Genomic DNA, 24,321 nt, shown 5'->3' with positions numbered 1-24,321 from the left:
GGGCGGTTTTATTCCCACGGCCCAAAATATTTTTATGGGCAGGGCGAGGTCGGCACCTCAAGATCGCGCGTGGCGTAGCTGAACGAGAAATCGAACTGCGCGGCACCTGCACAACGCGGCACCGGACCATCATCATATTGGATCGCATAGACCGGCTTACCCTGATCACGGAACGCGGTGAGCACATCGCATTCGTCGTAGCGCATGCAGCTTTCGTTCACCGCATAGTCGAACAGTGACGCGAGTTCCGGCACCTGTTCAAGGTCGTTTTTCAAGCCGATCCGTAGGCCTTTTCGATGCGCCGTTTCTGCAAGGGCCCTCGCATAGGTGATCTGATCTGCGCCTGAGATCGCAAAGCCGGTGTCCTGCGTTTGAAGGTCCATATTGTCTGGATCAATCCCGTCGCAGCCCTTCTCGAGCGCCATGTCCATGCGCCGCTCCATGATCGGCATGAGCTGCGCGATCTGGCGGATGTCGAGCCAATATTCGCCCGGCCACTCGCCCAGAGGCTTGCCGATCAGCGCCTTGGGAAAAGCTCCGGCATCGTCGCGCCAGTCTTCGAAACTTCCGGCGGAGAAATAGCAGATCACCCGTGTGCCCTGCGCTTGATAGTGGGCGATGGTCTTTCGGGACGTGTCGGCGAGATCGAGGATGAAGGTGTCGGCAGGTGCGGTAACAGGCAAGGTGCCTTGCAGTTGGATCGAGAAGGTCTCTGTCGCGCCGGCAATGTTGGCGACACTGACGAGGGAAAAAGACAAAGCCAAATAGAAACGTGACATGGAAATTCTTCTCCCGGCCTCTTGCATCGGAATATTGCACAAAGACCATTAAAAAGAAAACGCCCTACCGAAAGGCAGGGCGTTTGAATTTTTGCAATGCGTCCCGGGGCTCCGCCCGTTCGTATCTCAAAACCTCCACTGGAGGTTTTGTCGGGGCTTACGCCCCGAACCGATACTTACCCACGCTCTTCGACAATCTCGACGAGGTGCGGAATGGATGCGACCATGCCACGGATGGAAGGCGTATCTTCCAGTTCGCGGGTTTTGTGCATCTTGTTCAGGCCGAGACCGACGAGGGTCTGGCGCTGTTTTGCGGGACGACGGATCGGGGAGCCGATCTGTTTCACAACGATGGTTTTAGCCATGTCTCAGGTCTCCTTACGCGTCTGCTTCAGCGGCTTCAGCAACCGGAGCATCGTCCTTGCGGAGGATGTCGGCGACTTTCTTGCCACGGCGCTGAGCCACGGAACGCGGGGAAGCCTCTTTCTTGAGACCGTCCAGCGTGGCGCGGATCATGTTGTACGGGTTCTGGGAGCCAATGGATTTGGCAACCACGTCCTGAACGCCGAGCATTTCGAACACGGCACGCATCGGACCACCGGCGATGATACCGGTACCTTGCGGTGCGGTGCGCATGACGACTTTACCGGCGCCGTGACGACCTTCGACGTCGTGGTGCAGGGTGCGGCCCTCTTTCAGAGCGACGCGGATCATCTGACGCTTGGCTTGCTCGGTGGCTTTGCGGATGGCCTCGGGGACCTCTTTCGCTTTGCCTTTGCCGAAACCAACGCGGCCTTTTTGGTCGCCCACAACCACGAGAGCAGCAAAGCCGAAACGCTTACCACCTTTCACGGTTTTGGACACACGGTTGATCGCGACGAGACGATCGGCGAATTCCGGGGTTTCTTCGCGGTCGCGACGATCCCGGCGGTTTTCACGTTCTGCCATAGAACTTTCCTTACAAAAGGTAGCGCGTTTAGGCGCTGTTGAACTCGATCCTGGTGGTTGCCTGATTTGGTTTCCCAAACAGGGCCCCGGATCATCGGGAAGGGGAGCTTTCGCCCCCCTCCCTCAAGTCTTAGAACTTCAGACCACCTTCACGGGCAGCGTCGGCCAGGGCCTTCACTTTGCCGTGGAAGAGGAAGCCACCACGGTCGAAGTAGCACTCTTCGACGCCGGCTTTCTTCGCGCGCTCTGCGATCGCAGCGCCAACTTTGGCGGCTGCTTCGACGTTGTTCTTGCCGACCACACCGAAATCTTTTTCGAGCGTGGAAGCAGAAGCCAGGGTTTTGCCCTGAACGTCGTCGATCAGCTGAGCGCTGATGTTCTTGTTCGAACGATGGATCGACAGGCGAAGCTTGCCGACATTGTTCTTGCGAAGTTTGTTCCGAACGCGCAGGCGGCGTTTCAGAAACAGTGTCCGTTTGCTGTTTGCCATGATGAGCGTCCTTACTTCTTCTTCCCTTCCTTGCGGAAGATATACTCGTCTTTGTATTTGATGCCTTTGCCTTTGTAGGGCTCGGGCTTGCGCCATTCGCGGATGTTGGCCGCGACTTGACCGACGAGTTGCGGGTCGGAACCCTCGATGGTGATTTCAGTCGGTTTCGCAGCCGTCACAGTGACGCCGGCGGGAACCTCGAAGTTCACCTCGTGGGAGTAACCCAGGTTGAGTTTGAGCACGTTGCCCTGCATCTGAGCACGATAACCAACACCGTTGATTTCGAGCTCTTTCTTGAAGCCGTCGGACACACCGGTCACCATATTGGCGACCATGGTGCGGGACATGCCCCACTGCTGGCGAGCGCGCTTGGATTTACCACGCGGAGTGACGGTGACGGCGTTGTCTTCGACAGCGAGGGTCACATCGTCCGTGGCGGTGAAGGAGTGAGTGCCTTTCGGGCCCTTCACTTCGATGGTCTGGCCAGACACAGAGGCGGAAACGCCGCTGGGCAGGTCGACCGGCCGTTTACCAATACGAGACATCGAGAGACCTCCTTAGAAGACGGTGCAAAGCACTTCGCCACCAACATTGTTGGCACGAGCGTTTGCGTCCGACATCACACCCTTCGGGGTGGAGACAATCGACACACCGAGGCCCTGACGGACCGACGGGATGTCCTTGACACCGAGGTACACGCGACGGCCGGGTTTGGAGACCCGTTGCAGTTCGCGGATGACCGGGGTGCCTTCGAAGTATTTCAGGCTGATTTCAAGGGTCGGGTGACCGTTGACGTCGGTGCCTTTGTCGTAACCGCGGATGTAGCCCTCGTCGAGCAGCACATCCAGAACCCATGCCCGCAGCTTGGAAGCCGGGGTGGACACGGTGGATTTGCCACGCATTTGAGAGTTACGGATACGGGTGAGCATATCGCCGATAGGATCGTTCATATCTCTGCCCTCCTTACCAGCTGGATTTCACGAGGCCGGGGATCTGGCCGAAAGAGCCGAGTTCCCGCAGCATGATCCGGGACACCTTCAGCTTACGGTAGTAAGCGTGCGGACGGCCGGTCAGCTGGCAACGGTTGTGAAGACGGGTCGCCGAGCTGTTGCGCGGCAGTTCTGCAAGCTTCAGGGAGGCGCGGAAACGCTCTTCCATCGGCTTCTCTTGGTCGTAGATAACCTCTTTGAGGGCAGCACGCTTGGCGGCGTATTTTGCCACCAGCTTCTCGCGCTTGCGCTCACGGGCGATCATGGATTTCTTAGCCATGTTCTCTAAACTCCTCGCGCGATCAGCTGTTGAAAGGCATGTTGAAAGCTTTCAACAGGCTCTTTGCTTCAGCGTCGGTTTCCGCCGTAGTGGCGATGACAATGTCCATGCCCCAGGTCTCATCGACTTGGTCGAAGTTGATCTCGGGGAACACGATGTGCTCTTTGATGCCCATGGCGTAGTTGCCACGGCCGTCAAAGCTTTTGCCGGACACGCCGCGGAAGTCGCGGATGCGGGGCATTGCAATCGTGATCAGACGGTCGAGGAATTCGTACATACGGTCGCCACGAAGGGTCACCTTCGCGCCAAGCGGCATGTCTTCACGAACGCGGAAACCAGCGATGGATTTCTTGGCTTTCGTGACGAGGGCCTTTTGACCGGCGATCGCGGAAAGATCTTCCTGAGCGGATTTCGCTTTTTTGGAATCTTTCACAGCTTCAGCGCCGCAACCGATGTTCAGAACGATTTTGTCCAGACGCGGGATCTGCATGTCGTTTTTGTAGCCGAACTCTTCTTTGAGAGCGGCACGAATGCTGTCCTTGTAAACCGTCTTCAGACGCGGGGTGTAATCGGTGGTGTCGAGCATCAGATCACGTCTCCCGTGGTTTTGGCGAAACGCACTTTCTTGTCGCCTTCGAGTTTGAAGCCGACGCGGGTGGCTTTGCCGTTGGCGTCCAGAAGCGCGAGGTTGGAGAGGTCGATCGGCATGGCGACCGGCTGACGGCCCCCTTGATCACCTTGGGTCGCGCGGGTGTGACGGATGGCGACGTTCACGCCTTCCACGATGGCTTTGCCTTTGGCGGGCATGACAGTGGTGATCTCACCCTGTTTGCCTTTGTCCTTACCGGCAAGCACGACGACCTTGTCGCCTTTACGCAGTTTCGCAGCCATTAGAGCACCTCCGGTGCCAGCGACACGATTTTCATCATGCCTTTTGCACGCAGCTCACGAACCACCGGCCCGAAGATACGGGTGCCGACCGGCTCGTTGTTGTTGTTGAGGATCACGGCCGCGTTGCGATCGAAGCGGATCGCGGTGCCGTCTTCACGACGGACCTCTTTGGCGGTGCGCACGACGACGGCCTTGCGGACGTCACCTTTCTTCACACGGCCACGCGGAATTGCTTCCTTGACCGACACCACGATGATGTCGCCCACGGAGGCGTAACGACGGTGTGAACCGCCGAGGACCTTGATGCACTGAACTCGGCGAGCGCCAGAGTTATCAGCGACATCCAGATTGGTCTGCATCTGGATCATTTGGTTTCTCCCGACCTTTGGGGCGATCTGCAGCGATCGGTGCCCCCAGGGTTTCGATTAAGCTGGGAGGAGGCTTGTTCAATCAGAGATTAAACGAGCACTTCCCAACGCTTGGTTTTCGACTTCGGTGCACATTCCACGATGCGGACGGTGTCACCGACGTTGAATTGGTTGTTCTCATCGTGAGCCCGGTATTTCTTGGACTTACGGATGGTCTTTTTCAGAACCGGGTGCTTGAAGCGACGTTCAACGGACACGGTAACGGTTTGTTCGTTCTGGTTCGAGGTGACAACACCTTGCAGAATACGTTTGGGCATAGGTCAGTCTCCTCTTACTCTGCTGCCGCAGCTTTTTCGTTCAGGATCGTTTTCACGAGTGCGGCTGCACGGCGTGCCTTACGAATCTGAGCGGTGTTTTCGAGCTGGCCGGTGGCCTGCTGAAAGCGCAGGTTGAAGGATTCTTTTTTCAGGTTGGCAAGCTCAGTCTTGAGCTCGTCCGGCGTTTTCGCACGCAATTCTTGGGCGTTCATATTCGCCTCTCCTTGGGTCCTGGTAGCACCGGAATGCGCCCTTTTGGGGGTGACATTCGGCCCGGTGGGTTATGTCAATGCACACGAATCCCCTGACAGGGAATCTGTGAGATGCTGCTCTATAAGTGGATGGTCCGGCCTTGGCAAGGAAAAGCTCAGGATTTCTTGCGTTTTCACGCCTGCCCTGAGCCAGGCCATTCACCGCCCCAGATACCGCTCCAGCCGCTCCGGGATTTCGCGCAAAAGCGGATAGAGCCTGCGGTCCAGATCGCGGGCGGTCTTTTGATACTCTTCGCCGAGGCTCTCGTCCACATCCGTGCGGCGTTCGATCTCCTCATAAACGCCCACGAAAGCGTCGATCTCCCGCGCCGCATCCCCAAGACCCAGAGGCTCCAACCCCGGGAGGGCGGCACGCACGGCGCCCGGCTCCATATTGCTCACGCCTTTGTCCAACCCATCGTCCAGGAGGTAGAGATAGAGCCTGTAGGCCCGGTAACAGACCAGCGCCTCGGCGGGCACCTCTGCCTCGGGGTCTTTACGAAACACCTCGGACACGCCCTCATAGACCTGCACATGCATCGGCACCTTTTGGGAACGACGCAAGAGCCGACGGGTGGCCCAGAGGATCAGGATCCCACCGACAAGAGCCAGAGCGATTGGGAGAGCGAGGGAGGTGGGTGTTTGGGTCATACTGCGTCTAGGGGCCTGTTTCTGCGCTACAGTTCGAATGCCGCGAGCAGCGTCATTTTTTCACGTTTCTAGCCCCTGACTGTGGGCTGCGGCAACGCTGTTTCTGGTCTATAAGGGCGCGAAATCAGAGAATGCCTGAAAGTGAGTCTCCCATGGCCGACATCGAATCCCTCTTCGTCACCCGTCTCTACAAAGCGAAACTGAACGAATTCTCCCCGACCATCGACGAAGACGAGCTGTTCGACAGCTGTTACGCCATCGCCGAGGATGACGAGGCCGGGCAAGCGTGGTGTGATGACAAAGGCTACCCGGGCTACACCTCTTATGCCTCGCTCACCGACCTGCCCTGGCGGTTTCCGATCTTCAAGGACATCGTCGAGAGCCTCGATCAGCACGTCGCGAAATTCGCCGAAGACCTGCAATTCGATCTGGGCGACCGCAAGCTGGTGCTCGAAGATCTCTGGATCAACATCCTGCCGGAGGGCGGCTACCACTCCGCGCACATTCACCCACATTCGGTGATCTCCGGGACGACCTATGTCGCCATGCCGGACGGGGCGTCCTCGCTCCGGCTCGAAGACCCGCGCCACGCCATGATGATGGCCGCCCCGGCGCGGATCAAAGACGCCCGTCGCGAGATGCAGAATTTCATCTACATGGCGCCGGAAGCGGGCGACATCATGCTTTGGGAAAGCTGGCTGCGCCATGAGGTGATGATGAACCAGTCCGAGTTTGATCGTGTATCGGTGAGCTTTAATTACAAGTGGGGTGAGTAACGGTTCGCGCCTCGGCGCGACAAACGCTCCGGGGGAGCGTTTGAGTTGCGAACGGGCGGAGCCCCGGGCCGACGAGTAACTCAGCGCCGCTCCAGCGCCCTCTCGATCCGCTCCAAGCGCTTCACCACGTCGTCCCGGTAGATATCCGTGGCGGCGTGTTCTTCTTCGACATGGGCGTCCTGCATCGTCGACACGATCAGACCGACGACGAGGTTCATCACCGCGAAGGCCGTGATCAAGATGAAGGGCACAAAGAACAGCCAGCTTTCGGGATGCACCTCCATCACCGGACGCACGATCCCCATCGACCAGCTTTCCAGCGTCATGACTTGGAACAGGGTGTAAAGCGAGGCGCCCAGCGTGCCGAACCATTCGGGAAATGTCGGGCCGTAGAGTTTGGTCGCAATCACTGAGCCGATGTAAAAGATGATGCCGGTCAAAAGGAACACCGAGGCCATCCCCGGCAGCGCGAGGATAAAGGCCTCGACCACCCGGCGCAGGCTTGGCACGACGGAGACGACGCGGAGCAGTCGCAGGATGCGGAGCGCTCGGAGCACCGAAAGCCCCTCCCCCACCGGCGAGAGCGAGATGCCGACAATGGCGAAATCGAAGAGGTTCCAACCGTCGCGAAAGAACCGCGGCCCCTGCGCGTAGATTTTCGCCAGAAGTTCCACCACGAAGATGCTCAGACAGATTATGTCGAGCGCGACGATCAGCCCGCCCATCCGCGCCATGACAGCGCCCGAGGTCTCAAGCCCTAAGATCACCGCGTTGAACAGGATCACCCCCATGATGAAGTGACGGGTGATGGGGCGGTCGAGGAGGTGGGAAATCTGTGCGCGCATTTTGGCCTCTGTGGGGTCAGTTGAGGCTAGATATGCGTGGACCGAAGCCCCGGTTCAAGGGCGCATTCACTGTTCGCTTACCTTAGAAAGATCACCTCTCAGGATCGGCCAGGTGATCCGGGTGTTCTCGAGATCTAATGCGCGCTCTATCACAGGTAAAGTTTCAGGCTCTTGCTCGGCAACTGCCACCAGATATCGCAAAACTGTGGCTTGGGTCTCGCTTAACACCGGTCCGGCATCGCGAGACCAATGCAGCATGAATCCTCTAAGCACATCATCAAACAGGCCTTCTGCACTCTCATAGTCGCCATTCTCAACCAGCATCCTTGCATAATCTATTTTGAGCAGATTGGACCTTATGTAGGCACGATGCCCCTTGCCGGGCGCGTATTGTTGAAGCTCTTTGCTCAGTTCTATCGCTTTTCGGCAAGACCGAGATCGTTCATTAAAACTATGTTGAACGTCGTGGCACAGCTCATATGCATCCTGATAACGTGCACCCTTATATTCAAGGTTTCCAATGAAGACCGCGCCGCCCAAAATGACCAAACCCCCGAAAATACCCGGCAATATACGCTCCAACTTATCAAAATCAGTCATGAAAGAAGTACCTTCAAAAACTCACTAGAGTTCTTTGAAGAATATAGGCTCCAGTTCAAAACAAAACCCCCGCCGATCTCTCAGCGGGGGTTTCTTAATTTTCAACCGGGCATGTTCTCATCGTTTCTTTGAAACGACTGCCACATGCGCGTGACAGTCCGCTTGCGCGGACTGTTGGTCAGAAAACGCATTCGCGTTTTCGACCTCTTACCAGTCTTCGCGAACCACGGTGCGGGTTTTGATCGGGAGTTTCATCGCGGCAAGGCGCAGGGCCTCACGTGCGACGTCTTCCGAAACGCCGTCCAGTTCGAACATCACGCGGCCGGGTTTGACTTTGCAGACCCAACGGTCCACGGAGCCTTTACCTTTACCCATACGCACTTCGACGGGCTTGGCGGTCACCGGGGTGTCCGGGAAGATACGGATCCAGACACGGCCCTGACGCTTCATGTGACGCGTCATGGCACGACGTGCAGCTTCGATCTGACGCGCGGTGATGCGCTCGGGCTCGACGGCTTTGAGGCCGAAGGTGCCGAAGTTCAGATCGGAACCGCCTTTTGCCTCACCGTGAATCCGGCCTTTGTGCATTTTGCGGAATTTTGTACGCTTTGGCTGAAGCATGTCTCAGACCTCCTTAGCGACGGCCGCCGCGGTCACCGCGAGGTGCCGGACCGGCTTGGGCTTCTTCGGCGCGACGGTCACGAGCCTGCGGGTCGTGTTCCATGATTTCGCCTTTGAAGATCCAGGTTTTGATGCCAATGATGCCGTAAGCCGTGGTTGCTTCAGCATGCGCGTAGTCGATGTCTGCACGCAGGGTGTGAAGCGGAACGCGGCCTTCGCGATACCATTCGGTACGCGCGATTTCAGCACCACCGAGACGACCGGCGACGTTCACGCGGATGCCGAGGGCACCCATACGCATGGCGTTCTGCACGGCGCGCTTCATGGCACGGCGGAAGGACACACGACGCTCGAGCTGTTGCGCGATGCTTTCTGCCACAAGCTGGGCGTCGAGCTCCGGCTTGCGCACTTCAACGATGTTGAGGTGCAGCTCGCTGTCGGTCATCGCAGCGACTTTCTTGCGCAGACCTTCGATGTCTGCACCTTTCTTGCCGATGATGACACCCGGACGTGCGGTGTGGATCGTGACGCGGCACTTCTTGTGCGGACGCTCGATGATCACACGGCTGATGCCGGCTTGTTTGCATTCTTCCTTGATGAACTCACGGATTTTCAGGTCTTCGAGAAGAAGATCACCGTAGTCCTTGCTGTCGGCGTACCAGCGGCTATCCCAGGTGCGGTTGACCTGGAGACGCATGCCAATCGGGTTAACCTTATGACCCATTAGTTTTGCTCCTCAACTTGACGCACCTTGATGGTGATTTCCGCGAACGGCTTCATGATCTTGCCGAAACGACCACGGGCACGCGGGCGACCGCGCTTCATGGTCAGGTTCTTGCCGACCCAAGCTTCGGCGACGATGAGTTCATCGACGTCGAGACCGTGGTTGTTCTCGGCATTGGCAATGGCGGACTGAAGGCATTTCTTCACGTCCACAGCGATACGCTTGTTGGAGAAAGTGAGGTCCGTGAGGGCCTTGTCCACTTTCTTACCACGGATCATCTGAGCCACGAGGTTCAGTTTCTGCGGCGAAACGCGAAGCATTTTGGTTTTGGCCATAGCTTCGTTGTCAGCCACGCGACGGGGATTTGCAACCTTACCCATGACTTATTTCCGTTTCGCTTTTTTGTCTGCGGCGTGACCGTAGTAGGTGCGGGTCGGTGCATATTCACCGAACTTCTGACCGATCATGTCTTCCGAGACGTTGACGGGGATGTGCTTCTGACCGTTGTACACACCAAAGGTGAGGCCAACGAACTGAGGCAGGATGGTGGAACGGCGGGACCAGATCTTGATGACCTCGTTGCGACCGCTCTCGCGAGCTTTTTCGGCCTTCTTGAGGACGTAAGCGTCCACAAACGGGCCTTTCCAGACAGAACGTGCCATATCTTAGCGACCCTTCTTCTTGGCGTGACGCGAGCGAATGATGAGCTTGCTGGACGCCTTGTTCTTGTTGCGCGTTTTCGCGCCTTTCGTCGGTTTACCCCACGGCGTCACCGGGTGACGACCACCAGAGGTCCGGCCTTCACCACCACCATGGGGGTGATCGATCGGGTTCATAACCACACCACGCACGGAGGGACGGATGCCCTTGTGGCGGTTGCGACCGGCTTTACCGATGTTCTGGTTGGAGTTGTCAGGGTTGGACACGGCACCGACGGTGCACATGCATTCCTGACGCACGAGGCGCAGTTCGCCAGAAGAGAGGCGGATCTGGGCGTAGCCACCGTCACGACCCACGAATTGGGCGTAGGTGCCGGCTGCGCGGGCAATCTGACCACCTTTGCCGGGCTTCAGCTCGACGTTGTGGACGATCGTACCGATCGGCAGACCGGAGAACGGCATGGCGTTGCCGGGCTTCACGTCAGCTTTGGCGGAGGCGATGACTTTGTCGCCGACGGCCAGACGCTGCGGAGCCAAGATGTAAGCCTGTTCGCCGTCTTCGTATTTGATGAGCGCGATGAACGCGGTGCGGTTCGGGTCATATTCGATCCGTTCCACGGTAGCTGCGACGTCAAACTTGTTCCGTTTGAAGTCGACGATGCGATAGAGACGCTTTGCCCCGCCGCCTTTGCGGCGCATCGTGATCCGTCCGGTGTTGTTCCGGCCGCCGTTCTTGGTCAAACCCTCGGTGAGAGATTTGACCGGACGCCCTTTCCAAAGCTCCGAACGGTCGATCAGAACCAACCCACGTTGGCCAGGCGTCGTCGGTTTATACGACTTGAGTGCCATAGTTTCTGTCTTCCGTTTGCTTTGGGTCTTTTGATGTAGCTCGTCTGCTACGACCCGTTTTCGTCTAAGGCCGGGGGCTCTCGTGACTTTCGTCTGACCCTCGTCCCACACAAATCACGGGCCCCAAGAACGAATCCGGGGCCGTGAGATGGGCGGGGTATAGTGGGTGTTGGGGGGGGAGTCTATAGGGGAGTGGAAATAATCCACTCTGGGTGGGATTTCAGAATGGGCCAAAGGACCCATTTGAGCCTAGATCAGACACAAATCACTGATGCGTATTACATGTGAGACCAGAGTTATCTTAAATTCGCCTCTCGCTCTACCCCAAAGCGGCGAACACTTCTCTCTGCGCGAATGGCTTGATTGCCAAGCATCTCTAGAATGTCTGCCTCAACGTTCTTGTGTAATGTTGAGACCTTTCCAGACAGGGAGAAATATTTAGGCGCAGAATTCACGACGAGAGCGCTCTTATGGGCATGATCTCTGACTAGGATCCTGATCCCATTACCGCTATCTCCGCCAATGCGCCAAAGACTGCATTCCTCTGCCTCATCTGTTTTGCCGCACACCGCAGCATATTCAGCCTCCAACATCGCAGATAATGCATTCCTCTCACGATTATCGAGTTTTGCTTCAGTTTCGAAAGTCGTCATTACGACGTCACTGCCTGCCTGAATGGAAAATATAAAAAACAAAAACAATCCTGCCCCTAAGATGAGCATGATGAGAACAAAGGCAAAGACTCCACGTATAACTGTCATCAAATGCTTTCTACTTCTCAGGCGGCTTCACGAAACGCATCAGCCTCCCCGTCTACACCCATCGTCAAACGTGAATAAAATAAGGTGCTCGATACCATAGGAGCTCCCCGCTCATCTGCAACAAAAAAGCCCCCCGGCTCTCACCGAGGGGCTTCTTCATCTCAAACCTATCTCTAAAACTTAGAGACCGGTGGTCACGTCGATGGCGTTGCCGTCTTCGAGGGTGACATAGGCTTTTTTGACGTCTTTACGCTTGCCCGGCTGACCGCGGAAACGCTTGGTCTTGCCTTTAGTGACAACCGTGTTGACCGCTTTCACCTTCACACCAAAAAGCTCTTCAACAGCTTTTTTGATCTGCGGCTTGTTGGAGTCGATGGCGACTTCAAAAACCACAGCACCGTTTTCAGAAGCCATGGTGGCTTTCTCGGTGATGATCGGCTTGCGGATCACGTCGTAGAGTTCAGCTTTGTTGGTCATTTCAGGCGAGCCTCCAGAGCTTCGACACCTGCTTTGGTGATCACGAGCGTGTCACGTTTCAGGATGTCATAGACGTTGGCGCCAATGGTCGGCAGCACGTCGACGCCAGCGAGGTTCGCAGCCGCAGCTTTGAAGTTCGCATCAACGTCAGCACCGTCGATCACCAGAACGCGTTTCCAGCCCTGCTCCTTGACCGCTTTGGCGAGCAATGCGGTTTTGGCTTCGGCGAGTTTCGCATCTTCGATAATCACGAGGTTACCGGAGGCGGCTTTTGCCGAAAGAGCGTGACGCAGACCGAGCTTACGGAATTTCTTCGTAAGATCGTGGCCGTGCGAACGTGGGGTCGGGCCTTTGTAGATACCACCTTTGCGGAAGATCGGTGCCTTGCGGGAGCCGTGGCGTGCGCCGCCGGTGCCTTTTTGGCGATAGATCTTTTTGGTGGAGTAGGACACTTCCGAGCGGGTCTTGACCTTGTGGGTGCCCTGCTGCGCGTTGTTGCGCTGCCAGCGAACCACGCGGTGCAGGATGTCTGCACGCGGCTCAAGACCGAAGAGAGCCTCGTCGAGGTCCAGTTTGATCACGTTGAAAGTCATGCTTCACCCCCTTCTGCCGGAGCTTCTTCAGCCGGAGCTGCAGTTGCTTCAGAGGCAGCGGATTTCAGAGCAGCCGGGAGCGGCGCGTTCTCAGGGAACGGCTTTTTCACGGCGTCTTTGATGGTGACCCAGCCACCTTTGGAGCCCGGAACAGCGCCTTTGACCATGATCAGACCACGGTCGGCGTCCGTGCGGACAACCTGGAGGTTTTGGGTGGTGACACGGGCAGCACCCATGTGACCGGCCATCTTTTTCCCTTTGAACACACGGCCCGGGTCTTGACACTGACCGGTGGAACCGTGGGAACGGTGGGAGATGGACACACCGTGCGAGGCACGCAGACCGCCGAAGTTGTGGCGTTTCATGGCACCGGCAAAACCTTTACCGATGGACGTGCCGGACACGTCAACGAACTGACCTTCGAAGTAATGGTCAGCGGAGATTTCCGCACCCACTTCGATCAGCTTGTCTTCGTCCACGCGGAACTCGGCCACTTTGCGTTTCGGGGCAACATTCGCCGCAGCGAAGTGACCACGCATCGCTTGCGAGGTGCGTTTTGCTTTTGCGGAGCCAGCGCCGAGCTGAACGGCGGTGTAGCCGTCTTTCTCGGAGGTGCGCTGAGCGACCACTTGCAGGTTGTCGAGTTGGAGAACGGTCACAGGAATCTGTTTGCCGTCTTCCATGAAGAGGCGGGTCATGCCGACCTTCTTCGCGATAACACCAGAGCGCAACATATCTGATTGCCCCCCTTAGACTTTGATCTCGACGTCCACACCAGCGGCGAGGTCGAGCTTCATCAGCGCGTCCACGGTCTGGGGGGTCGGGTCAACGATGTCGAGCAGACGCTTGTGCGTGCGGATCTCGAACTGATCGCGGGATTTCTTGTCGATGTGAGGACCACGGAGAACCGTGAATTTCTCAATCTTGTTCGGCAGCGGGATCGGGCCACGGACCTGAGCGCCAGTGCGCTTTGCCGTGTTAACGATTTCCTGGGTCGACGCATCGAGCACGCGGAAATCAAATGCCTTCAGCCGAATACGGATGTTCTGGCTTTGCATAGCATTGCCTTTCTTAGGCTTATTGAGGTTGAGAGGAAGATGCACGCGCATCGCGCACCCTCGTCGAACCTTGTGATGCGGTTGACCCGAGGCTTACGCCATATCCGAATCCCTACACCAACGATCCCCATACGAGGAACTCGCGCGATATAGAGGGGTTTCAGACATGTGGCAAGAAGAAAATCCAATGCGCCCCGGCCCCATTCAAACGGCGACTTCAGGATGCATGAGTTCGGTTTTCTCCAACCAGGCACAGAGATCCGCGACACATCGATCCGAAATCCAATGGCCGGTGTTCTCATATATATGCAACTCTGCGCGCGGCAAACGATCAGCGGCACGATGTCCCAGTGCCACCGGCAAACAGGGATCCTCTGCGCCATGGGCGACAAAGGCAGGTGCAAGCACTTTGGACAGCTCATGATCCCAACACGGGCTGTCGGTGATGGCCAGGGCCTGACGCATATAGCCGCCCGCATCCCCGCCTCCCTCATCCAGACGATCCAAAAGCACGCGCGCCGCGGCCCGTGTCGCCGGAGCATCTGCTGCCTCCGCGCCATGGGAATAAAAGGCCGCGCTTTCGCAAAAGAGCTGTTCCTGCCCGGCGCGATCTTTCGGCGGCACGAAAAACCGCGTCAACATGTCGGCGTTTTCATCTGTGCCACTCGCCACAGGACAGCCGTCCGCACTACACAGGGACGCTAGCGCGATGACACGTTCCGGCGCGAGAATACTCATCTGTTGGGCAATCATACCCCCCATGGAAAACCCGATCACGGAAAACCGCCCCACATTCAAATGATCCGCCAAGGCCAGCGCGTCGAGCGCCATGTCTTTCAAATGATAAGGCGCGGGCGCACCATGGGGACGGGTCCAATGAAAGCCCTCAGGCAATGCGGAATAAGACCTGCCCAGTCGTTCGGACAGCCCCATATCCCGGTTGTCGAGTTGAACCACGCAATAGCTTTGCCGCAAATTATCGAGCAAGCTCTCAGGCCACTCGACCAACTGCATTCCAAGCCCGGCGATCAGAACCATCACGGGCGCATTCTGACGTCCGCTTATACGATAGCACAAGCAAACGCCGTTGACCGTCGCGAAACGGTCTTGATCTTGGGATCCGCCCTGGATCACAGGCCGAGACCCGCCTCAGCGCGTTCCAAAGCCGGAGCACCATCCAAAGCGGAGACGCCGTCAAGCCAGGGCGCGATCATAGCCGGGTCAGCCTTGATCACTTTCAAAGCGGCCTCTGTGGCGCTCATTCCGTCCTCAAGAATATAGCCCATGCCCACGTTTTCCATTTCAATGGTGAACTCGAGTTGGGACAGGAATTTTCCGACATTGGGGCATTCCGCCATATAGTCTTTGCGCATTTGCGTGTGCACCGTAGCCCCACCAAAATTCGGACCGTAAAAATCATCCCCACCCGTGAGATATTTCAGGTCGATTTTGCTGTTCATCGGATGCGGCGCCCATGCCAAAAAGGCGATCCAATCCTCTTTTTTCACAAAACGCTCGACCTGTGCCAACATGCCCTGTTCAGAGCTTTCGACCACTTCCCAGTCCTGCAGGCCAAATGCATCTGAATCGCGTGCGGAGATCATAATCTCGTTCGAGCCGGGCGAAAGACCGTAAAGCTTGGCGTCAAATTCTTTCTCATACTTGGCGAGATCCGCGAAATCATGGACGCCGGCGTCATAGACATAAGACGGCACAGCCCAGGTAAATTTCGCACCTTCGAGGTTTTGCGCGACAGTCACGACGCTGCCATCCTCTTTGTAGCTCTTGTAATATTGGACCATGGCAGGATCCCAATAGCCTAGAAACGCGTCCATATCCGATGACCGCATCGCCTCATAGATGATCGGAATGCTGAGTTGATCAACATTCGCATCATATCCCAGCGCTTCCAAAAGGATCTGAGCAATTCCAGAGGTCAGGGCCAGATCGGTCCAGCCCGGTTCGGCCATTCTCACCTCTTCACAGCCCGCAGTTGCAACCGATGCAACCGAGACAAGCGCCGTCGTCGCGGCAAGGAATTTCAATTTTTTCACAGCAAGCACCCTGTTGTTTTGGCGTTCATATCTTAGCTCTTATAGCCTGACCCTTTGGTCAGCTTATAAAAGCTAGACTTACATTGACAGGTGAGTCAATCAAGAATACCAAATTCAAAGCATGTGCCAGGAGGAGACAGCCATGGGCCGCCGCCCCTTGTCCACAATTCGACGCAAAGAGTTTGCCCGCGCGGCTTATGACTGTCTGGCGCGCCATGGGATGAGCGGGACAACGCTTGCACGTGTGGCGGAAACAGCGGGCGTGTCCAAGGCTAGCCTGCTCCATTATTTCAAGAACAAAGACGAATTGCTCGAAGCGGCCATGCGCTATGGCAATGGCATCCTGAAAGACGAAAACGCCGCCTTGATGAAAATCGCACGGACCCCGTGGCAGAGGATCTATGCCGTGATCGAGGCCAACACCTCGCCGCGAAGTTTCAAACCCTCCGTCGCCCATGGTTGGTTGACCCTCTTGGCGGCAGTGCCGCTCAATCCGCAATATTGCCGCATTCAAAAGGCGATCTACGCCCGAACCAAAAGCAATCTCATCGGCCCGCTGCGGACCCTTTCTGACCAAGAGACAGCGGTCGCTGTGACCGAAACACTCGTCTCGATCATCGATGGGGTGTGGCTGCGCCTCGGGTTGGGCATTGAACCCATGTCCACCGAAAACGCCCGCGCGCAAATCGAATTGGCCCTCGATGCCCGGTTCGGCCAAAGCGAAGAGCGAACACATGCACGCGACATCATGACGGAGGCCAGTCGCATCCTCATGCTGTCCAAAGGCGTCAACCGCTGAACCGCGCCTTGACCGGCGCGCGCGCAGGAACAGCGGTGCGGGACATGGCGCAGGTGTTGAAATGCACCGAAATCTGGTGAGAGCCGCCAAAGCTAACTGCCACCCGACGCTCGCCCCCACATACAGCTTCCTCAACGTGGTTCGCATTCGAACAAAAAAGGGCGCTCCGAAGAGCGCCCTTTCTCATTCTTAAACTTCACCGGAGTGGGTTCTCATCGTTTTTGAAGACAAAAACGACTGCCACCCACCGGTCAGAGTTTCTTACAGAAACTCGACCCGATTAAGCGAGGATCTTGGACACATGTTTGTTGGTGCGTCCCCAAATCCTCGCCTTCAAAAGCAAAAGAGGCACCCGAAGGTGCCTCTTTCGTTTTGATCATTAGCGAAGCTAATTACGCGAGGATCTTGGACACAACGCCCGAACCAACAGTCCGGCCGCCTTCGCGGATCGCGAAGCGGAGGCCTTCTTCCATCGCGATCGGTGCGATCAGCTCAACCGTGAACTTCAGGTTGTCGCCAGGCATCACCATCTCGGTGCCGGACGGCAGTTCAACGGTGCCGGTCACGTCCGTCGTACGGAAGTAGAACTGCGGGCGGTAGTTCGCGAAGAACGGGGTGTGACGGCCACCTTCTTCCTTGGTCAGAATGTAGACCTCGGATTCGAATTTGGTGTGCGGGGTCACAGAACCCGGCTTACACAGAACCTGACCACGCTCAACGCCGTCACGGTCCACACCACGCAAAAGCGCGCCGATGTTGTCGCCAGCTTCACCGCGGTCAAGCAGTTTGCGGAACATTTCAACACCGGTACAGGTGGTTTTCTTGGTGTCGGTGATGCCAACGATTTCGATCTCGTCGCCCACGTTGATCACGCCACGTTCCACACGACCGGTCACAACGGTGCCGCGGCCAGAGATCGAGAACACGTCTTCGATCGGCATCAGGAACGGCTGGTCGATCGCACGCTCGGGTTCCGGGATGTACGCGTCGACAGCTTCCATCAGTTCTTTGATCTTGTTTTCGCCGATTTCCGGATCGCGGCCTTCCATCGCGGCCAGAGCGGAGCCTGCGATGATCGGGATATCGTCGCCCGGGAAGTCGTATTCGGACAAAAGTTCGCGGACTTCCATTTCGACGAGCTCCAGAAGCTCTTCGTCGTCAACCTGGTCAACTTTGTTCAGGAACACGACCAGAGCCGGCACGCCAACCTGACGGGCAAGCAGGATGTGCTCGCGGGTCTGCGGCATCGGGCCGTCAGCGGCGTTCACAACCAGGATACCGCCGTCCATCTGGGCCGCACCGGTGATCATGTTCTTCACGTAGTCGGCGTGGCCGGGGCAGTCGACGTGCGCGTAGTGGCGGTTCTCGGTCTCGTACTCGACGTGGGCGGTCGAGATCGTGATGCCGCGGGCTTTCTCTTCCGGTGCGCCGTCGATCTGGTCGTAGGCTTTGAAGTCACCAAAATATTTGGTGATCGCTGCCGTCAGGGTGGTTTTACCGTGGTCAACGTGGCCGATCGTGCCGATGTTCACGTGCGGTTTCGAACGCTCAAACTTTTCCTTAGCCATAATGGCCTCCTATGTCATTCAGTTTGGGGATCAGATTGCCCTGATCCCCGATGTTGGGGTTCTGGCCACGCTTACGCGTATTTGGCCTGAATTTCTTCCGAGATGTTCGAAGGCACAGCTTCGTAATGGTCGAACTGCATCGAGAACTGCGCGCGGCCCGAAGACATGGAACGCAGGGTGTTGATGTAGCCGAACATGTTCGCGAGCGGCACGAAGGCGTCGATCGCAATGGCGTTGCCGCGGGTGTCTTGACCCTGCACCTGACCACGACGGGAGGTGAGATCGCCGATGATACCGCCGGTGTATTCTTCCGGGGTGATCACTTCGACTTTCATGATCGGTTCAAGCAGCTTCGCGCCAGCTTTCTTCATCCCTTCACGCATACACATACGGGATGCGATTTCGAAGGCGAGAACGGAGGAGTCCACGTCGTGGAACTTACCGTCGATGAGAGCCACTTTGAAGTCGATCACCGGGAAGCCTGCGAGCGGACCGGAGTCCATCACAGATTTGATGCCTTTTTCGACGCCGGGGATGTATTCCTTCGGAACCGCACCGCCAACGATCTTGGACTCGAAGGAGAACCCTTCGCCCGGCTCTGTCGGGGTGATGATGAGTTTGACCTCACCGAACTGACCCGAACCACCCGACTGTTTCTTGTGGGTGTAAGAGTGCTCGACCTCGTGAGAGATGGTCTCACGATAGGCCACCTGCGGTGCACCGATGTTGGCTTCGACCTTGAACTCACGACGCAGACGGTCGACGAGGATGTCGAGGTGAAGTTCGCCCATGCCCTTCATGATGGTCTGACCGGACTCGAGGTCGGTTTCGACGCGGAAGGACGGGTCTTCGGCAGCAAGACGTGCCAGACCTGCGGACATTTTCTCCTGGTCGCCTTTGGTTTTCGGCTCGACAGCAATCTCGATCACCGGATCGGGGAAAGTCATCGTTTCGAGAACCACCGGGTCCTTCGGATCGCAAAGCGTGTCACCCGTGGTGGTGTCTTTCAGACCCGCCAGAGCGATGATGTCGCCTGCGAACGCTTCTTCGATCTCCTCACGGTTGTTGGAGTGCATCATCATCATACGACCGACGCGCTCTTTCTTACCTTTGGTGGAGTTCAGCAGGGTGTCGCCCTTGTTCATCACGCCGGAGTAGATCCGGGTGAAGGTCAGGGTGCCCACGAAGGGGTCGTTCATGATTTTGAACGCCAGGCCGGAGAAAGCCATCTCGTCGTCAGCACGACGCGGGATGTTCCGGGTTTCTTCTTCGTCGCCCGGTTTAAAGCCCATGTAATCGACAACGTCGAGCGGGCTCGGCAGGTAGTCGATCACAGCGTTCAACAGCGGCTGAACACCTTTGTTTTTGAACGCAGAACCGCCCAGAACCGGCACGAAGTGCAGGGCCAGGGTGCCCTTACGGATCAGCTTGCGCAGGGTCGGAACGTCGGGCTCTTCGCCTTCGAGGTAAGCCATCATCGCATCGTCGTCTTCTTCGACGGCGGCTTCGATCATCTTACCACGCCATTCGTCGGCCATGTCTTTGAGCGAGTCGCGGATCGGAGCTTTGATCCAGGATGCACCCAGATCTTCGCCCTGCCACAGCCACTCTTCCATGGTGACGAGGTCAATCAGGCCTTCAAGTTCGTTTTCTGCACCGATCGGAATACCGACGGGAACAGCACGCGCACCGGTGCGGTCTTCGATCATGCGAACGCAGTTGAAGAAGTCTGCACCGATCTTGTCCATCTTGTTGACGAACACGATCCGCGGAACCTTGTAGCGGTCAGCCTGACGCCACACGGTTTCGGTTTGCGGTTCAACGCCAGCGTTGGCGTCGAGAACGGCAACGGCACCGTCAAGCACGGCCAAAGAACGTTCGACTTCGATGGTGAAGTCAACGTGGCCGGGGGTGTCGATGATGTTCATCCGGTGCTTCGGCGTGTCGGCGGTCTCGCCGTCTTCCGTACGCTCCCAGAAGGTGGTCGTCGCAGCGGAAGTGATGGTGATACCACGTTCCTGCTCCTGCTCCATCCAGTCCATGGTGGCTGCACCGTCGTGCACCTCACCAATGTTGTGGGACTTGCCGGTGTAGAAGAGGATGCGCTCGGAACAGGTGGTTTTACCTGCGTCGATGTGCGCCATGATACCGAAGTTACGGTACCGGTCGAGGGGATAATCGCGTGCCATTGGTGTTCGGTCCTAAAGGCCTGAGTTGAGTTACCAGCGGTAATGGCTGAACGCTTTGTTCGCGTCGGCCATTTTGTGGGTGTCTTCGCGCTTTTTCACAGCGGCGCCACGACCGTTTACTGCGTCAAGCAGCTCACCGGCAAGGCGTTCTTCCATTGTGTTTTCGTTGCGAGCGCGGGACGCGTTGATCAGCCAACGGATGGCCAGAGCTTCGCGGCGCTCAACGCGCACTTCGACCGGAACCTGGTAGGTTGCACCACCCACACGACGCGAACGCACCTCAACAGAGGGTTTCACGTTGTCGAGGGCTTCGTGGAACACTTCAACCGGAGCTTTTTTCAGCTTGTCTTCGACGCGGGTCAGCGCGTTGTAGACGATTTTCTCGGCGGCAGATTTTTTGCCGTCGATCATCAGGTTGTTCATGAATTTGGTCAGCACGCGATCGCCATATTTGGCGTCGGGCAGAACTTCGCGCTTCTCAGCGGCGTGACGACGGGACATTCCGTGATCTCCTTATTTAGGACGCTTAGCGCCGTATTTCGAACGACGCTGTTTACGGTCTTTGACGCCCTGGGTATCCAGAACACCACGAAGGATGTGGTAACGGACACCCGGAAGGTCTTTCACACGGCCGCCACGGATCAGAACCACGGAGTGTTCCTGAAGGTTGTGGCTCTCGCCGGGGATGTAAGAAATGACCTCGAAACCGTTGGTCAGGCGTACCTTCGCAACTTTCCGCATAGCGGAGTTCGGTTTTTTCGGGGTGGTGGTGTAGACGCGCGTGCAGACGCCACGCTTCTGGGGGCATTGCTCCAAGTGCTGCGACTTGGAAACCTTACGTTTGGGCTGACGCGGTTTGCGGATCAGCTGTTGAATCGTTGGCATAGGGGTATCCCGTTCCTAGATTTTTGTGAACCTCGGCATGACCAAAATGGCCGTTCCGGGGCGATTACGATGTTCGATGTGCCACTTGCGTCCAAATAGCACGAAAACCCGCAATCGTTCCCATTCCGAGGTGAACGACGCGGTGAGTTCCCAGAGGATCAGTGCGCCTTAAATTGCCCTGATCTTGATCACTACGATTTAGAAGTCGGCGGGCGGGGACGTCCCCCTAGTGCCGGATGGCTCGCCGTATATGGAGAGTCGGAGGCCTTGTCAACACTCGCGCCGGGATTGTGGCCCGATGCGTCTTTATGCGCGCGTCGAAGTCCCTTGCCGCCGCAGACGTGCCTCACGCAGGACGGTGTAAATCCCTGTGCCCGCAATAATCGCAGCGCCGGCAAAAGCCAAGCCATTCGGCCATTCGCCAAAGGCAAAAAGCCCGATCAGCAAAGCCCAGACCAGAGCCGTATAGCGGAATGGCGACACAAAGGACATCTCCCCCACCCGCATCACGGCCACCGAGGTGACATAGCCCACGATCAGACAGGCGGCCGAGCCGAAAATCTGCGCCCTGGCCTCGATGTCCACCGGCGCCCAGCCCTGACCGATCGACAGGAGTCCTGTGCAAATCCAGACGGCCGTGATCGCCCCGAAGGTGACGGTCGAATTGGGCACGCTATGATGCATCTTGCGCACGATGATGTCCCGGAGCGTGACGCAGAGCATCGCCAGAACGGCAAAGAGCGCATAGCCGCTGAACCCATCGGTGCCCGGCTGCACGATCAGCAACACACCTGCGAAGCCCACCACAATCGCCACCATACGGCGCCACCCCAAGGGATCGCGGAACAGCATCCATCCGGCGATGGTGATCGACAAGGGCATGGTCTGCATGATCGCTGTGGCATTGGCCAGGGGCATATGGCTGACCGCCGTCAGGAAACACATCGCGGCCCCCACCTCGGCCATTGAGCGGATGACGACCAGCGTCCAATCCTGACGCGACAGATCGAACCGTACCGGGCCGATGATCGGCGCGAGCACGGCAAAGAGCATCACGAAGTTCAACGTGGCCCGCAGGAACAGCGCCTGAAACAAAGGCACCTCCGCCAAAGCGCCCTTCATAAAACTGTCGTTGGTGGTAAAAGCCGCCATCGAGAGCGACATGATCACCGCCCCGCGCGTGTTGTCCGGCAATTTCGACAAGAGATTGAGCATGCGGGCCCCTTTCCCTTCTCCGCTACCATTGCTTTTGTGTGGCGTGAAGGGGGCTTGCGTCGGACTTGCCCAGAAACAGCCAGCATGCATAGTGACAGTCATGTTGGTTCAAGGGTCCAGAGTGTGAAGGCATAGAGTGAAAGAACGTCTCGTCACCACCACCATGCGCAATGAAGGGCCGTTCATTTTGGAATGGGTCGCCTGGTATCGCATGCTTGGCTTCGATCATCTTGTGGTCTTCTACAACGACTGCACCGATCATTCCCCTGAGTTGCTCGAGGCCCTCGATGCCGCAGGTGTCTTGACCGCCGTCTCTTACACTCCGAACCCCGACCTTCCCGTCAAACGCACCTCTCTGAAACTCATGGCCGAACACCCGCGTATCCGCGCGGCGGAGTGGGTGTTCAACATCGATGTCGACGAGTTTCTCGTGATCCACAAAGGCGAAGGTCGGCTGCAAGACCTCTTTGACGCCTTCCCGATCAAACAGGTCCATGCCATCGCCGTGCATTGGCGCTGTTTTGGGGACGGCGGCTATGGCTCTTGGGAAGATACGCTCACCCATCGCCGTTTTACCCGCGCTTCTCTCAGGCGACACAAGGGCAACGTCTTTTTCAAAACCCTGATCCGTTGGCCCAATCATTTCTGGCGCTTTGGCGTGCATTCCCCAAAAGGCTGGCGCGGGCACGGGGAATGGGGGACACCGCCCAATGTGATGAAACGCTGCGATGGTGCCACTTTGCGCCGTTTTCACCCCAAAGACAGCTCCGTCAAAATGACCCAGCCCCGCTGGATCACCCATGAATATGCCCAGCTCAACCACTACGCATCGCGGACCTTTGAAAGCTTTGCGCTCAAAATGGGCACGCTTTCCTCTGCGGCCAACAAGGACCGCTACACGGAGACGTTCTTCAAAGGCAAGAACCGCAACGAGGAACTGGATGAAGGTGCGCTGAAATATGCGGATCGCTTCGATGCGGTCTACGCGGAGCTGACTGCCCTGCCCGACGTCATGCGCCTGCATCATCTGTGCTGTATGGATTATATTGAACGGTTGGCGGAAGTGCATGGGTTTGTGGCCGAGGACGATCCTCGGTGGCAACATCATCGGAATGAGGTGGCGGCGCGCACGGTCAACCCTGCGTCTTAAGCCACTTTCGGATACGCCCTCGCGCATTGGTATAAGGTGATGAACTATTAAATTGGATCATTCTGCCCTTGGTCCATTTGCCGTGCCACGCGGCGCCGTAAAGCTCGGCATCCGTGCGTTGCGAGATAGTTCTGCTCAGTTGCTGTTTGACCGTTGTCAGACGTGCCAGTCGTTCCGCCCACGCAAGCCCCGCACAATCCGCGTAAAATTTCTGCGCCAATGCTCCAAGCTGGTTCCATTTGAATCCGATCTCCGGGAACGTCACGGTTTGCGCATTGTCATCCAGATCCAGCCATTTCAAAACCAGCTCATTCCATCCGATCAGATAGGCCGCGAGATCGGCTGGGCTCATCTGTGTGCCCGCGACATGTCCCTCCATGGAGGGTTCGAAAGCGCGCTCCTCCGGCACCCGCGCGAGGTCTACCATCAATTTATCAAACGTCGTCTCAATCGCGGTCAACAATTCCGCTTTGTCGGTCGGGACAGCCATTTCACATACCTTCGCAACCCCATGAGCCATCATAGCCCATCCAA

36 protein-coding genes are annotated in these 24,321 nt (G+C 57.2%); 3 read left to right on the top strand and 33 right to left on the bottom strand.

Translation table 11 applies throughout. The features are described from left to right. Positions 1–32 precede the first annotated feature (32 nt). The 13 genes from HCZ23_RS09180 to HCZ23_RS09120 form a co-directional block, all read right to left on the bottom strand. Positions 33–779, bottom strand: coding sequence for an endo alpha-1,4 polygalactosaminidase (locus HCZ23_RS09180; protein ID WP_167601442.1), 747 nt, complete (start codon positions 777–779; stop codon positions 33–35). A 176-nt stretch (positions 780–955) separates the two neighbouring features. Beyond that, a complete protein-coding gene (rpmD, locus tag HCZ23_RS09175; protein WP_066707085.1) occupies positions 956–1,144 on the bottom strand; it encodes a 50S ribosomal protein L30 in 189 nt (62 codons plus the stop codon). A gap of 13 nt (positions 1,145–1,157) precedes the next feature. Next, complete coding sequence (gene rpsE, locus HCZ23_RS09170) at positions 1,158–1,727, bottom strand: 30S ribosomal protein S5 (RefSeq protein ID WP_167601441.1); 570 nt, start codon at positions 1,725–1,727, stop codon at positions 1,158–1,160. Between the two features lie 130 nt (positions 1,728–1,857). Next, positions 1,858–2,217: a 50S ribosomal protein L18 gene (rplR, locus tag HCZ23_RS09165; protein ID WP_167601440.1), complete on the bottom strand. Its 360-nt coding sequence runs from the start codon at positions 2,215–2,217 to the stop codon at positions 1,858–1,860. Between the two features lie 11 nt (positions 2,218–2,228). Beyond that, positions 2,229–2,762: a 50S ribosomal protein L6 gene (rplF, locus tag HCZ23_RS09160; RefSeq protein WP_167601439.1), complete on the bottom strand. Its 534-nt coding sequence runs from the start codon at positions 2,760–2,762 to the stop codon at positions 2,229–2,231. A gap of 12 nt (positions 2,763–2,774) precedes the next feature. Next, positions 2,775–3,167 (bottom strand): 30S ribosomal protein S8, encoded by a 393-nt coding sequence (gene rpsH / locus HCZ23_RS09155; RefSeq protein WP_167601438.1) that lies wholly within the window; start codon positions 3,165–3,167, stop codon positions 2,775–2,777. Between the two features lie 13 nt (positions 3,168–3,180). Continuing rightward, a complete protein-coding gene (rpsN, locus tag HCZ23_RS09150) occupies positions 3,181–3,486 on the bottom strand; it encodes a 30S ribosomal protein S14 (protein WP_167601437.1) in 306 nt (101 codons plus the stop codon). Between the two features lie 22 nt (positions 3,487–3,508). Then, positions 3,509–4,072, bottom strand: coding sequence for a 50S ribosomal protein L5 (gene rplE, locus HCZ23_RS09145; protein WP_167601436.1), 564 nt, complete (start codon positions 4,070–4,072; stop codon positions 3,509–3,511). Next, on the bottom strand, positions 4,072–4,377 hold the full coding sequence (gene rplX / locus HCZ23_RS09140) for a 50S ribosomal protein L24 (RefSeq protein WP_167601435.1): 306 nt from the start codon (positions 4,375–4,377) through the stop codon (positions 4,072–4,074). The genes rplE and rplX overlap by 1 nt, the downstream gene beginning before the upstream one ends. Next, positions 4,377–4,745, bottom strand: coding sequence for a 50S ribosomal protein L14 (rplN, locus tag HCZ23_RS09135; protein WP_090060723.1), 369 nt, complete (start codon positions 4,743–4,745; stop codon positions 4,377–4,379). Before rplN ends, rplX begins: the two co-directional genes overlap by 1 nt. Positions 4,746–4,834: 89 nt before the next feature. Continuing rightward, positions 4,835–5,062, bottom strand: a complete 228-nt coding sequence (rpsQ, locus tag HCZ23_RS09130) for a 30S ribosomal protein S17 (protein ID WP_167601434.1) — start codon at positions 5,060–5,062, stop codon at positions 4,835–4,837. Between the two features lie 14 nt (positions 5,063–5,076). Further along, a complete protein-coding gene (gene rpmC, locus HCZ23_RS09125; protein ID WP_167601433.1) occupies positions 5,077–5,274 on the bottom strand; it encodes a 50S ribosomal protein L29 in 198 nt (65 codons plus the stop codon). A gap of 198 nt (positions 5,275–5,472) precedes the next feature. Then, positions 5,473–5,964, bottom strand: a complete 492-nt coding sequence (locus HCZ23_RS09120) for a hypothetical protein (RefSeq protein WP_167601432.1) — start codon at positions 5,962–5,964, stop codon at positions 5,473–5,475. Between the two features lie 152 nt (positions 5,965–6,116). On the opposite strand from HCZ23_RS09120, the gene HCZ23_RS09115 reads away from it, so the two are divergent. After that, a complete protein-coding gene (locus HCZ23_RS09115; RefSeq protein WP_167601431.1) occupies positions 6,117–6,740 on the top strand; it encodes a TIGR02466 family protein in 624 nt (207 codons plus the stop codon). An 80-nt stretch (positions 6,741–6,820) separates the two neighbouring features. Here HCZ23_RS09115 and HCZ23_RS09110 read toward each other — a convergent pair whose 3' ends face one another. From HCZ23_RS09110 to choX, 14 genes are all read right to left on the bottom strand, one after another. Next, on the bottom strand, positions 6,821–7,585 hold the full coding sequence (locus HCZ23_RS09110; protein ID WP_167601430.1) for an ion transporter: 765 nt from the start codon (positions 7,583–7,585) through the stop codon (positions 6,821–6,823). A gap of 66 nt (positions 7,586–7,651) precedes the next feature. Beyond that, positions 7,652–8,185, bottom strand: a complete 534-nt coding sequence (locus HCZ23_RS09105) for a hypothetical protein (protein WP_167601429.1) — start codon at positions 8,183–8,185, stop codon at positions 7,652–7,654. Positions 8,186–8,392: 207 nt separating this feature from the next. Beyond that, positions 8,393–8,806: a 50S ribosomal protein L16 gene (rplP, locus tag HCZ23_RS09100; protein WP_167601428.1), complete on the bottom strand. Its 414-nt coding sequence runs from the start codon at positions 8,804–8,806 to the stop codon at positions 8,393–8,395. 13 nt (positions 8,807–8,819) lie between these two features. Beyond that, complete coding sequence (gene rpsC, locus HCZ23_RS09095) at positions 8,820–9,530, bottom strand: 30S ribosomal protein S3 (protein ID WP_167601427.1); 711 nt, start codon at positions 9,528–9,530, stop codon at positions 8,820–8,822. After that, positions 9,530–9,910, bottom strand: a complete 381-nt coding sequence (gene rplV, locus HCZ23_RS09090) for a 50S ribosomal protein L22 (protein WP_167601426.1) — start codon at positions 9,908–9,910, stop codon at positions 9,530–9,532. The genes rpsC and rplV overlap by 1 nt, the downstream gene beginning before the upstream one ends. Positions 9,911–9,913: 3 nt before the next feature. Beyond that, complete coding sequence (rpsS, locus tag HCZ23_RS09085; protein WP_090060730.1) at positions 9,914–10,192, bottom strand: 30S ribosomal protein S19; 279 nt, start codon at positions 10,190–10,192, stop codon at positions 9,914–9,916. Between the two features lie 3 nt (positions 10,193–10,195). After that, positions 10,196–11,038, bottom strand: a complete 843-nt coding sequence (gene rplB / locus HCZ23_RS09080) for a 50S ribosomal protein L2 (protein WP_167601425.1) — start codon at positions 11,036–11,038, stop codon at positions 10,196–10,198. A gap of 296 nt (positions 11,039–11,334) precedes the next feature. Further along, positions 11,335–11,799 (bottom strand): hypothetical protein, encoded by a 465-nt coding sequence (locus HCZ23_RS09075; RefSeq protein ID WP_167601424.1) that lies wholly within the window; start codon positions 11,797–11,799, stop codon positions 11,335–11,337. A gap of 180 nt (positions 11,800–11,979) precedes the next feature. After that, a complete protein-coding gene (locus HCZ23_RS09070; protein ID WP_167601423.1) occupies positions 11,980–12,276 on the bottom strand; it encodes a 50S ribosomal protein L23 in 297 nt (98 codons plus the stop codon). Next, complete coding sequence (rplD, locus tag HCZ23_RS09065) at positions 12,273–12,869, bottom strand: 50S ribosomal protein L4 (protein ID WP_167601422.1); 597 nt, start codon at positions 12,867–12,869, stop codon at positions 12,273–12,275. Before rplD ends, HCZ23_RS09070 begins: the two co-directional genes overlap by 4 nt. Further along, a complete protein-coding gene (rplC, locus tag HCZ23_RS09060) occupies positions 12,866–13,603 on the bottom strand; it encodes a 50S ribosomal protein L3 (protein WP_167601421.1) in 738 nt (245 codons plus the stop codon). Before rplC ends, rplD begins: the two co-directional genes overlap by 4 nt. Before the next feature lie 15 nt (positions 13,604–13,618). Further along, positions 13,619–13,927: a 30S ribosomal protein S10 gene (gene rpsJ / locus HCZ23_RS09055; RefSeq protein WP_066607445.1), complete on the bottom strand. Its 309-nt coding sequence runs from the start codon at positions 13,925–13,927 to the stop codon at positions 13,619–13,621. Positions 13,928–14,131: 204 nt separating this feature from the next. After that, a complete protein-coding gene (locus HCZ23_RS09050) occupies positions 14,132–14,965 on the bottom strand; it encodes an alpha/beta fold hydrolase (RefSeq protein ID WP_167601420.1) in 834 nt (277 codons plus the stop codon). Positions 14,966–15,057: 92 nt separating this feature from the next. Further along, on the bottom strand, positions 15,058–15,981 hold the full coding sequence (gene choX, locus HCZ23_RS09045) for a choline ABC transporter substrate-binding protein (protein ID WP_368487327.1): 924 nt from the start codon (positions 15,979–15,981) through the stop codon (positions 15,058–15,060). Positions 15,982–16,123: 142 nt separating this feature from the next. On the opposite strand from choX, the gene betI reads away from it, so the two are divergent. Further along, positions 16,124–16,780 carry a transcriptional regulator BetI gene (gene betI, locus HCZ23_RS09040; protein WP_167601419.1) on the top strand — a complete coding sequence of 219 codons (657 nt, stop codon included), beginning with the start codon at positions 16,124–16,126 and terminating at the stop codon, positions 16,778–16,780. Between the two features lie 392 nt (positions 16,781–17,172). Here betI and tuf read toward each other — a convergent pair whose 3' ends face one another. From tuf to HCZ23_RS09015, 5 genes are all read right to left on the bottom strand, one after another. Then, positions 17,173–18,348, bottom strand: a complete 1,176-nt coding sequence (tuf, locus tag HCZ23_RS09035; RefSeq protein WP_167601418.1) for an elongation factor Tu — start codon at positions 18,346–18,348, stop codon at positions 17,173–17,175. A 71-nt stretch (positions 18,349–18,419) separates the two neighbouring features. Further along, on the bottom strand, positions 18,420–20,537 hold the full coding sequence (gene fusA, locus HCZ23_RS09030) for an elongation factor G (protein WP_167601417.1): 2,118 nt from the start codon (positions 20,535–20,537) through the stop codon (positions 18,420–18,422). 30 nt (positions 20,538–20,567) lie between these two features. After that, positions 20,568–21,038, bottom strand: a complete 471-nt coding sequence (gene rpsG, locus HCZ23_RS09025) for a 30S ribosomal protein S7 (protein WP_167601416.1) — start codon at positions 21,036–21,038, stop codon at positions 20,568–20,570. Between the two features lie 12 nt (positions 21,039–21,050). Then, a complete protein-coding gene (rpsL, locus tag HCZ23_RS09020) occupies positions 21,051–21,422 on the bottom strand; it encodes a 30S ribosomal protein S12 (RefSeq protein ID WP_008204009.1) in 372 nt (123 codons plus the stop codon). 306 nt (positions 21,423–21,728) lie between these two features. Beyond that, a complete protein-coding gene (locus HCZ23_RS09015; RefSeq protein ID WP_254870043.1) occupies positions 21,729–22,637 on the bottom strand; it encodes a DMT family transporter in 909 nt (302 codons plus the stop codon). 136 nt (positions 22,638–22,773) lie between these two features. Between HCZ23_RS09015 and HCZ23_RS09010 the strand changes: the two genes are divergently transcribed. Then, positions 22,774–23,787: a glycosyltransferase family 2 protein gene (locus HCZ23_RS09010; protein ID WP_167601415.1), complete on the top strand. Its 1,014-nt coding sequence runs from the start codon at positions 22,774–22,776 to the stop codon at positions 23,785–23,787. Here HCZ23_RS09010 and HCZ23_RS09005 read toward each other — a convergent pair. Continuing rightward, on the bottom strand, positions 23,771–24,277 hold the full coding sequence (locus tag HCZ23_RS09005) for a ClbS/DfsB family four-helix bundle protein (RefSeq protein ID WP_167601414.1): 507 nt from the start codon (positions 24,275–24,277) through the stop codon (positions 23,771–23,773). The two genes, HCZ23_RS09010 and HCZ23_RS09005, sit on opposite strands and share 17 nt — an antisense overlap. Positions 24,278–24,321 lie beyond the last annotated feature (44 nt).

Origin of the sequence: Celeribacter sp. HF31 (genome assembly GCF_011806455.1) — a bacterium.
GTDB lineage: Bacteria > Pseudomonadota > Alphaproteobacteria > Rhodobacterales > Rhodobacteraceae > Celeribacter.
Note: the sequence above shows the minus strand (reverse complement) of the source record. Positions and strands in the feature narration are given on the sequence as shown.

Bases quoted from the DNA above. Each gene is read 5' to 3' on its own strand.
- HCZ23_RS09180 (WP_167601442.1), bottom strand. From the start codon at position 779: ATGTCACGTTTCTATTTGGCTTTGTCTTTTTCCCTCGTCAGTGTCGCC.
- rpmD (WP_066707085.1), bottom strand. From the start codon at position 1,144: ATGGCTAAAACCATCGTTGTGAAACAGATCGGCTCCCCGATCCGTCGT.
- rpsE (WP_167601441.1), bottom strand. From the start codon at position 1,727: ATGGCAGAACGTGAAAACCGCCGGGATCGTCGCGACCGCGAAGAAACC.
- rplR (WP_167601440.1), bottom strand. From the start codon at position 2,217: ATGGCAAACAGCAAACGGACACTGTTTCTGAAACGCCGCCTGCGCGTT.
- rplF (WP_167601439.1), bottom strand. From the start codon at position 2,762: ATGTCTCGTATTGGTAAACGGCCGGTCGACCTGCCCAGCGGCGTTTCC.
- rpsH (WP_167601438.1), bottom strand. From the start codon at position 3,167: ATGAACGATCCTATCGGCGATATGCTCACCCGTATCCGTAACTCTCAA.
- rpsN (WP_167601437.1), bottom strand. From the start codon at position 3,486: ATGGCTAAGAAATCCATGATCGCCCGTGAGCGCAAGCGCGAGAAGCTG.
- rplE (WP_167601436.1), bottom strand. From the start codon at position 4,072: ATGCTCGACACCACCGATTACACCCCGCGTCTGAAGACGGTTTACAAG.
- rplX (WP_167601435.1), bottom strand. From the start codon at position 4,377: ATGGCTGCGAAACTGCGTAAAGGCGACAAGGTCGTCGTGCTTGCCGGT.
- rplN (WP_090060723.1), bottom strand. From the start codon at position 4,745: ATGATCCAGATGCAGACCAATCTGGATGTCGCTGATAACTCTGGCGCT.
- rpsQ (WP_167601434.1), bottom strand. From the start codon at position 5,062: ATGCCCAAACGTATTCTGCAAGGTGTTGTCACCTCGAACCAGAACGAA.
- rpmC (WP_167601433.1), bottom strand. From the start codon at position 5,274: ATGAACGCCCAAGAATTGCGTGCGAAAACGCCGGACGAGCTCAAGACT.
- HCZ23_RS09120 (WP_167601432.1), bottom strand. From the start codon at position 5,964: ATGACCCAAACACCCACCTCCCTCGCTCTCCCAATCGCTCTGGCTCTT.
- HCZ23_RS09115 (WP_167601431.1), top strand. From the start codon at position 6,117: ATGGCCGACATCGAATCCCTCTTCGTCACCCGTCTCTACAAAGCGAAA.
- HCZ23_RS09110 (WP_167601430.1), bottom strand. From the start codon at position 7,585: ATGCGCGCACAGATTTCCCACCTCCTCGACCGCCCCATCACCCGTCAC.
- HCZ23_RS09105 (WP_167601429.1), bottom strand. From the start codon at position 8,185: ATGACTGATTTTGATAAGTTGGAGCGTATATTGCCGGGTATTTTCGGG.
- rplP (WP_167601428.1), bottom strand. From the start codon at position 8,806: ATGCTTCAGCCAAAGCGTACAAAATTCCGCAAAATGCACAAAGGCCGG.
- rpsC (WP_167601427.1), bottom strand. From the start codon at position 9,530: ATGGGTCATAAGGTTAACCCGATTGGCATGCGTCTCCAGGTCAACCGC.
- rplV (WP_167601426.1), bottom strand. From the start codon at position 9,910: ATGGGTAAGGTTGCAAATCCCCGTCGCGTGGCTGACAACGAAGCTATG.
- rpsS (WP_090060730.1), bottom strand. From the start codon at position 10,192: ATGGCACGTTCTGTCTGGAAAGGCCCGTTTGTGGACGCTTACGTCCTC.
- rplB (WP_167601425.1), bottom strand. From the start codon at position 11,038: ATGGCACTCAAGTCGTATAAACCGACGACGCCTGGCCAACGTGGGTTG.
- HCZ23_RS09075 (WP_167601424.1), bottom strand. From the start codon at position 11,799: ATGACAGTTATACGTGGAGTCTTTGCCTTTGTTCTCATCATGCTCATC.
- HCZ23_RS09070 (WP_167601423.1), bottom strand. From the start codon at position 12,276: ATGACCAACAAAGCTGAACTCTACGACGTGATCCGCAAGCCGATCATC.
- rplD (WP_167601422.1), bottom strand. From the start codon at position 12,869: ATGACTTTCAACGTGATCAAACTGGACCTCGACGAGGCTCTCTTCGGT.
- rplC (WP_167601421.1), bottom strand. From the start codon at position 13,603: ATGTTGCGCTCTGGTGTTATCGCGAAGAAGGTCGGCATGACCCGCCTC.
- rpsJ (WP_066607445.1), bottom strand. From the start codon at position 13,927: ATGCAAAGCCAGAACATCCGTATTCGGCTGAAGGCATTTGATTTCCGC.
- HCZ23_RS09050 (WP_167601420.1), bottom strand. From the start codon at position 14,965: ATGGTTCTGATCGCCGGGCTTGGAATGCAGTTGGTCGAGTGGCCTGAG.
- betI (WP_167601419.1), top strand. From the start codon at position 16,124: ATGGGCCGCCGCCCCTTGTCCACAATTCGACGCAAAGAGTTTGCCCGC.
- tuf (WP_167601418.1), bottom strand. From the start codon at position 18,348: ATGGCTAAGGAAAAGTTTGAGCGTTCGAAACCGCACGTGAACATCGGC.
- fusA (WP_167601417.1), bottom strand. From the start codon at position 20,537: ATGGCACGCGATTATCCCCTCGACCGGTACCGTAACTTCGGTATCATG.
- rpsG (WP_167601416.1), bottom strand. From the start codon at position 21,038: ATGTCCCGTCGTCACGCCGCTGAGAAGCGCGAAGTTCTGCCCGACGCC.
- rpsL (WP_008204009.1), bottom strand. From the start codon at position 21,422: ATGCCAACGATTCAACAGCTGATCCGCAAACCGCGTCAGCCCAAACGT.
- HCZ23_RS09015 (WP_254870043.1), bottom strand. From the start codon at position 22,637: ATGCTCAATCTCTTGTCGAAATTGCCGGACAACACGCGCGGGGCGGTG.
- HCZ23_RS09005 (WP_167601414.1), bottom strand. From the start codon at position 24,277: ATGGCTGTCCCGACCGACAAAGCGGAATTGTTGACCGCGATTGAGACG.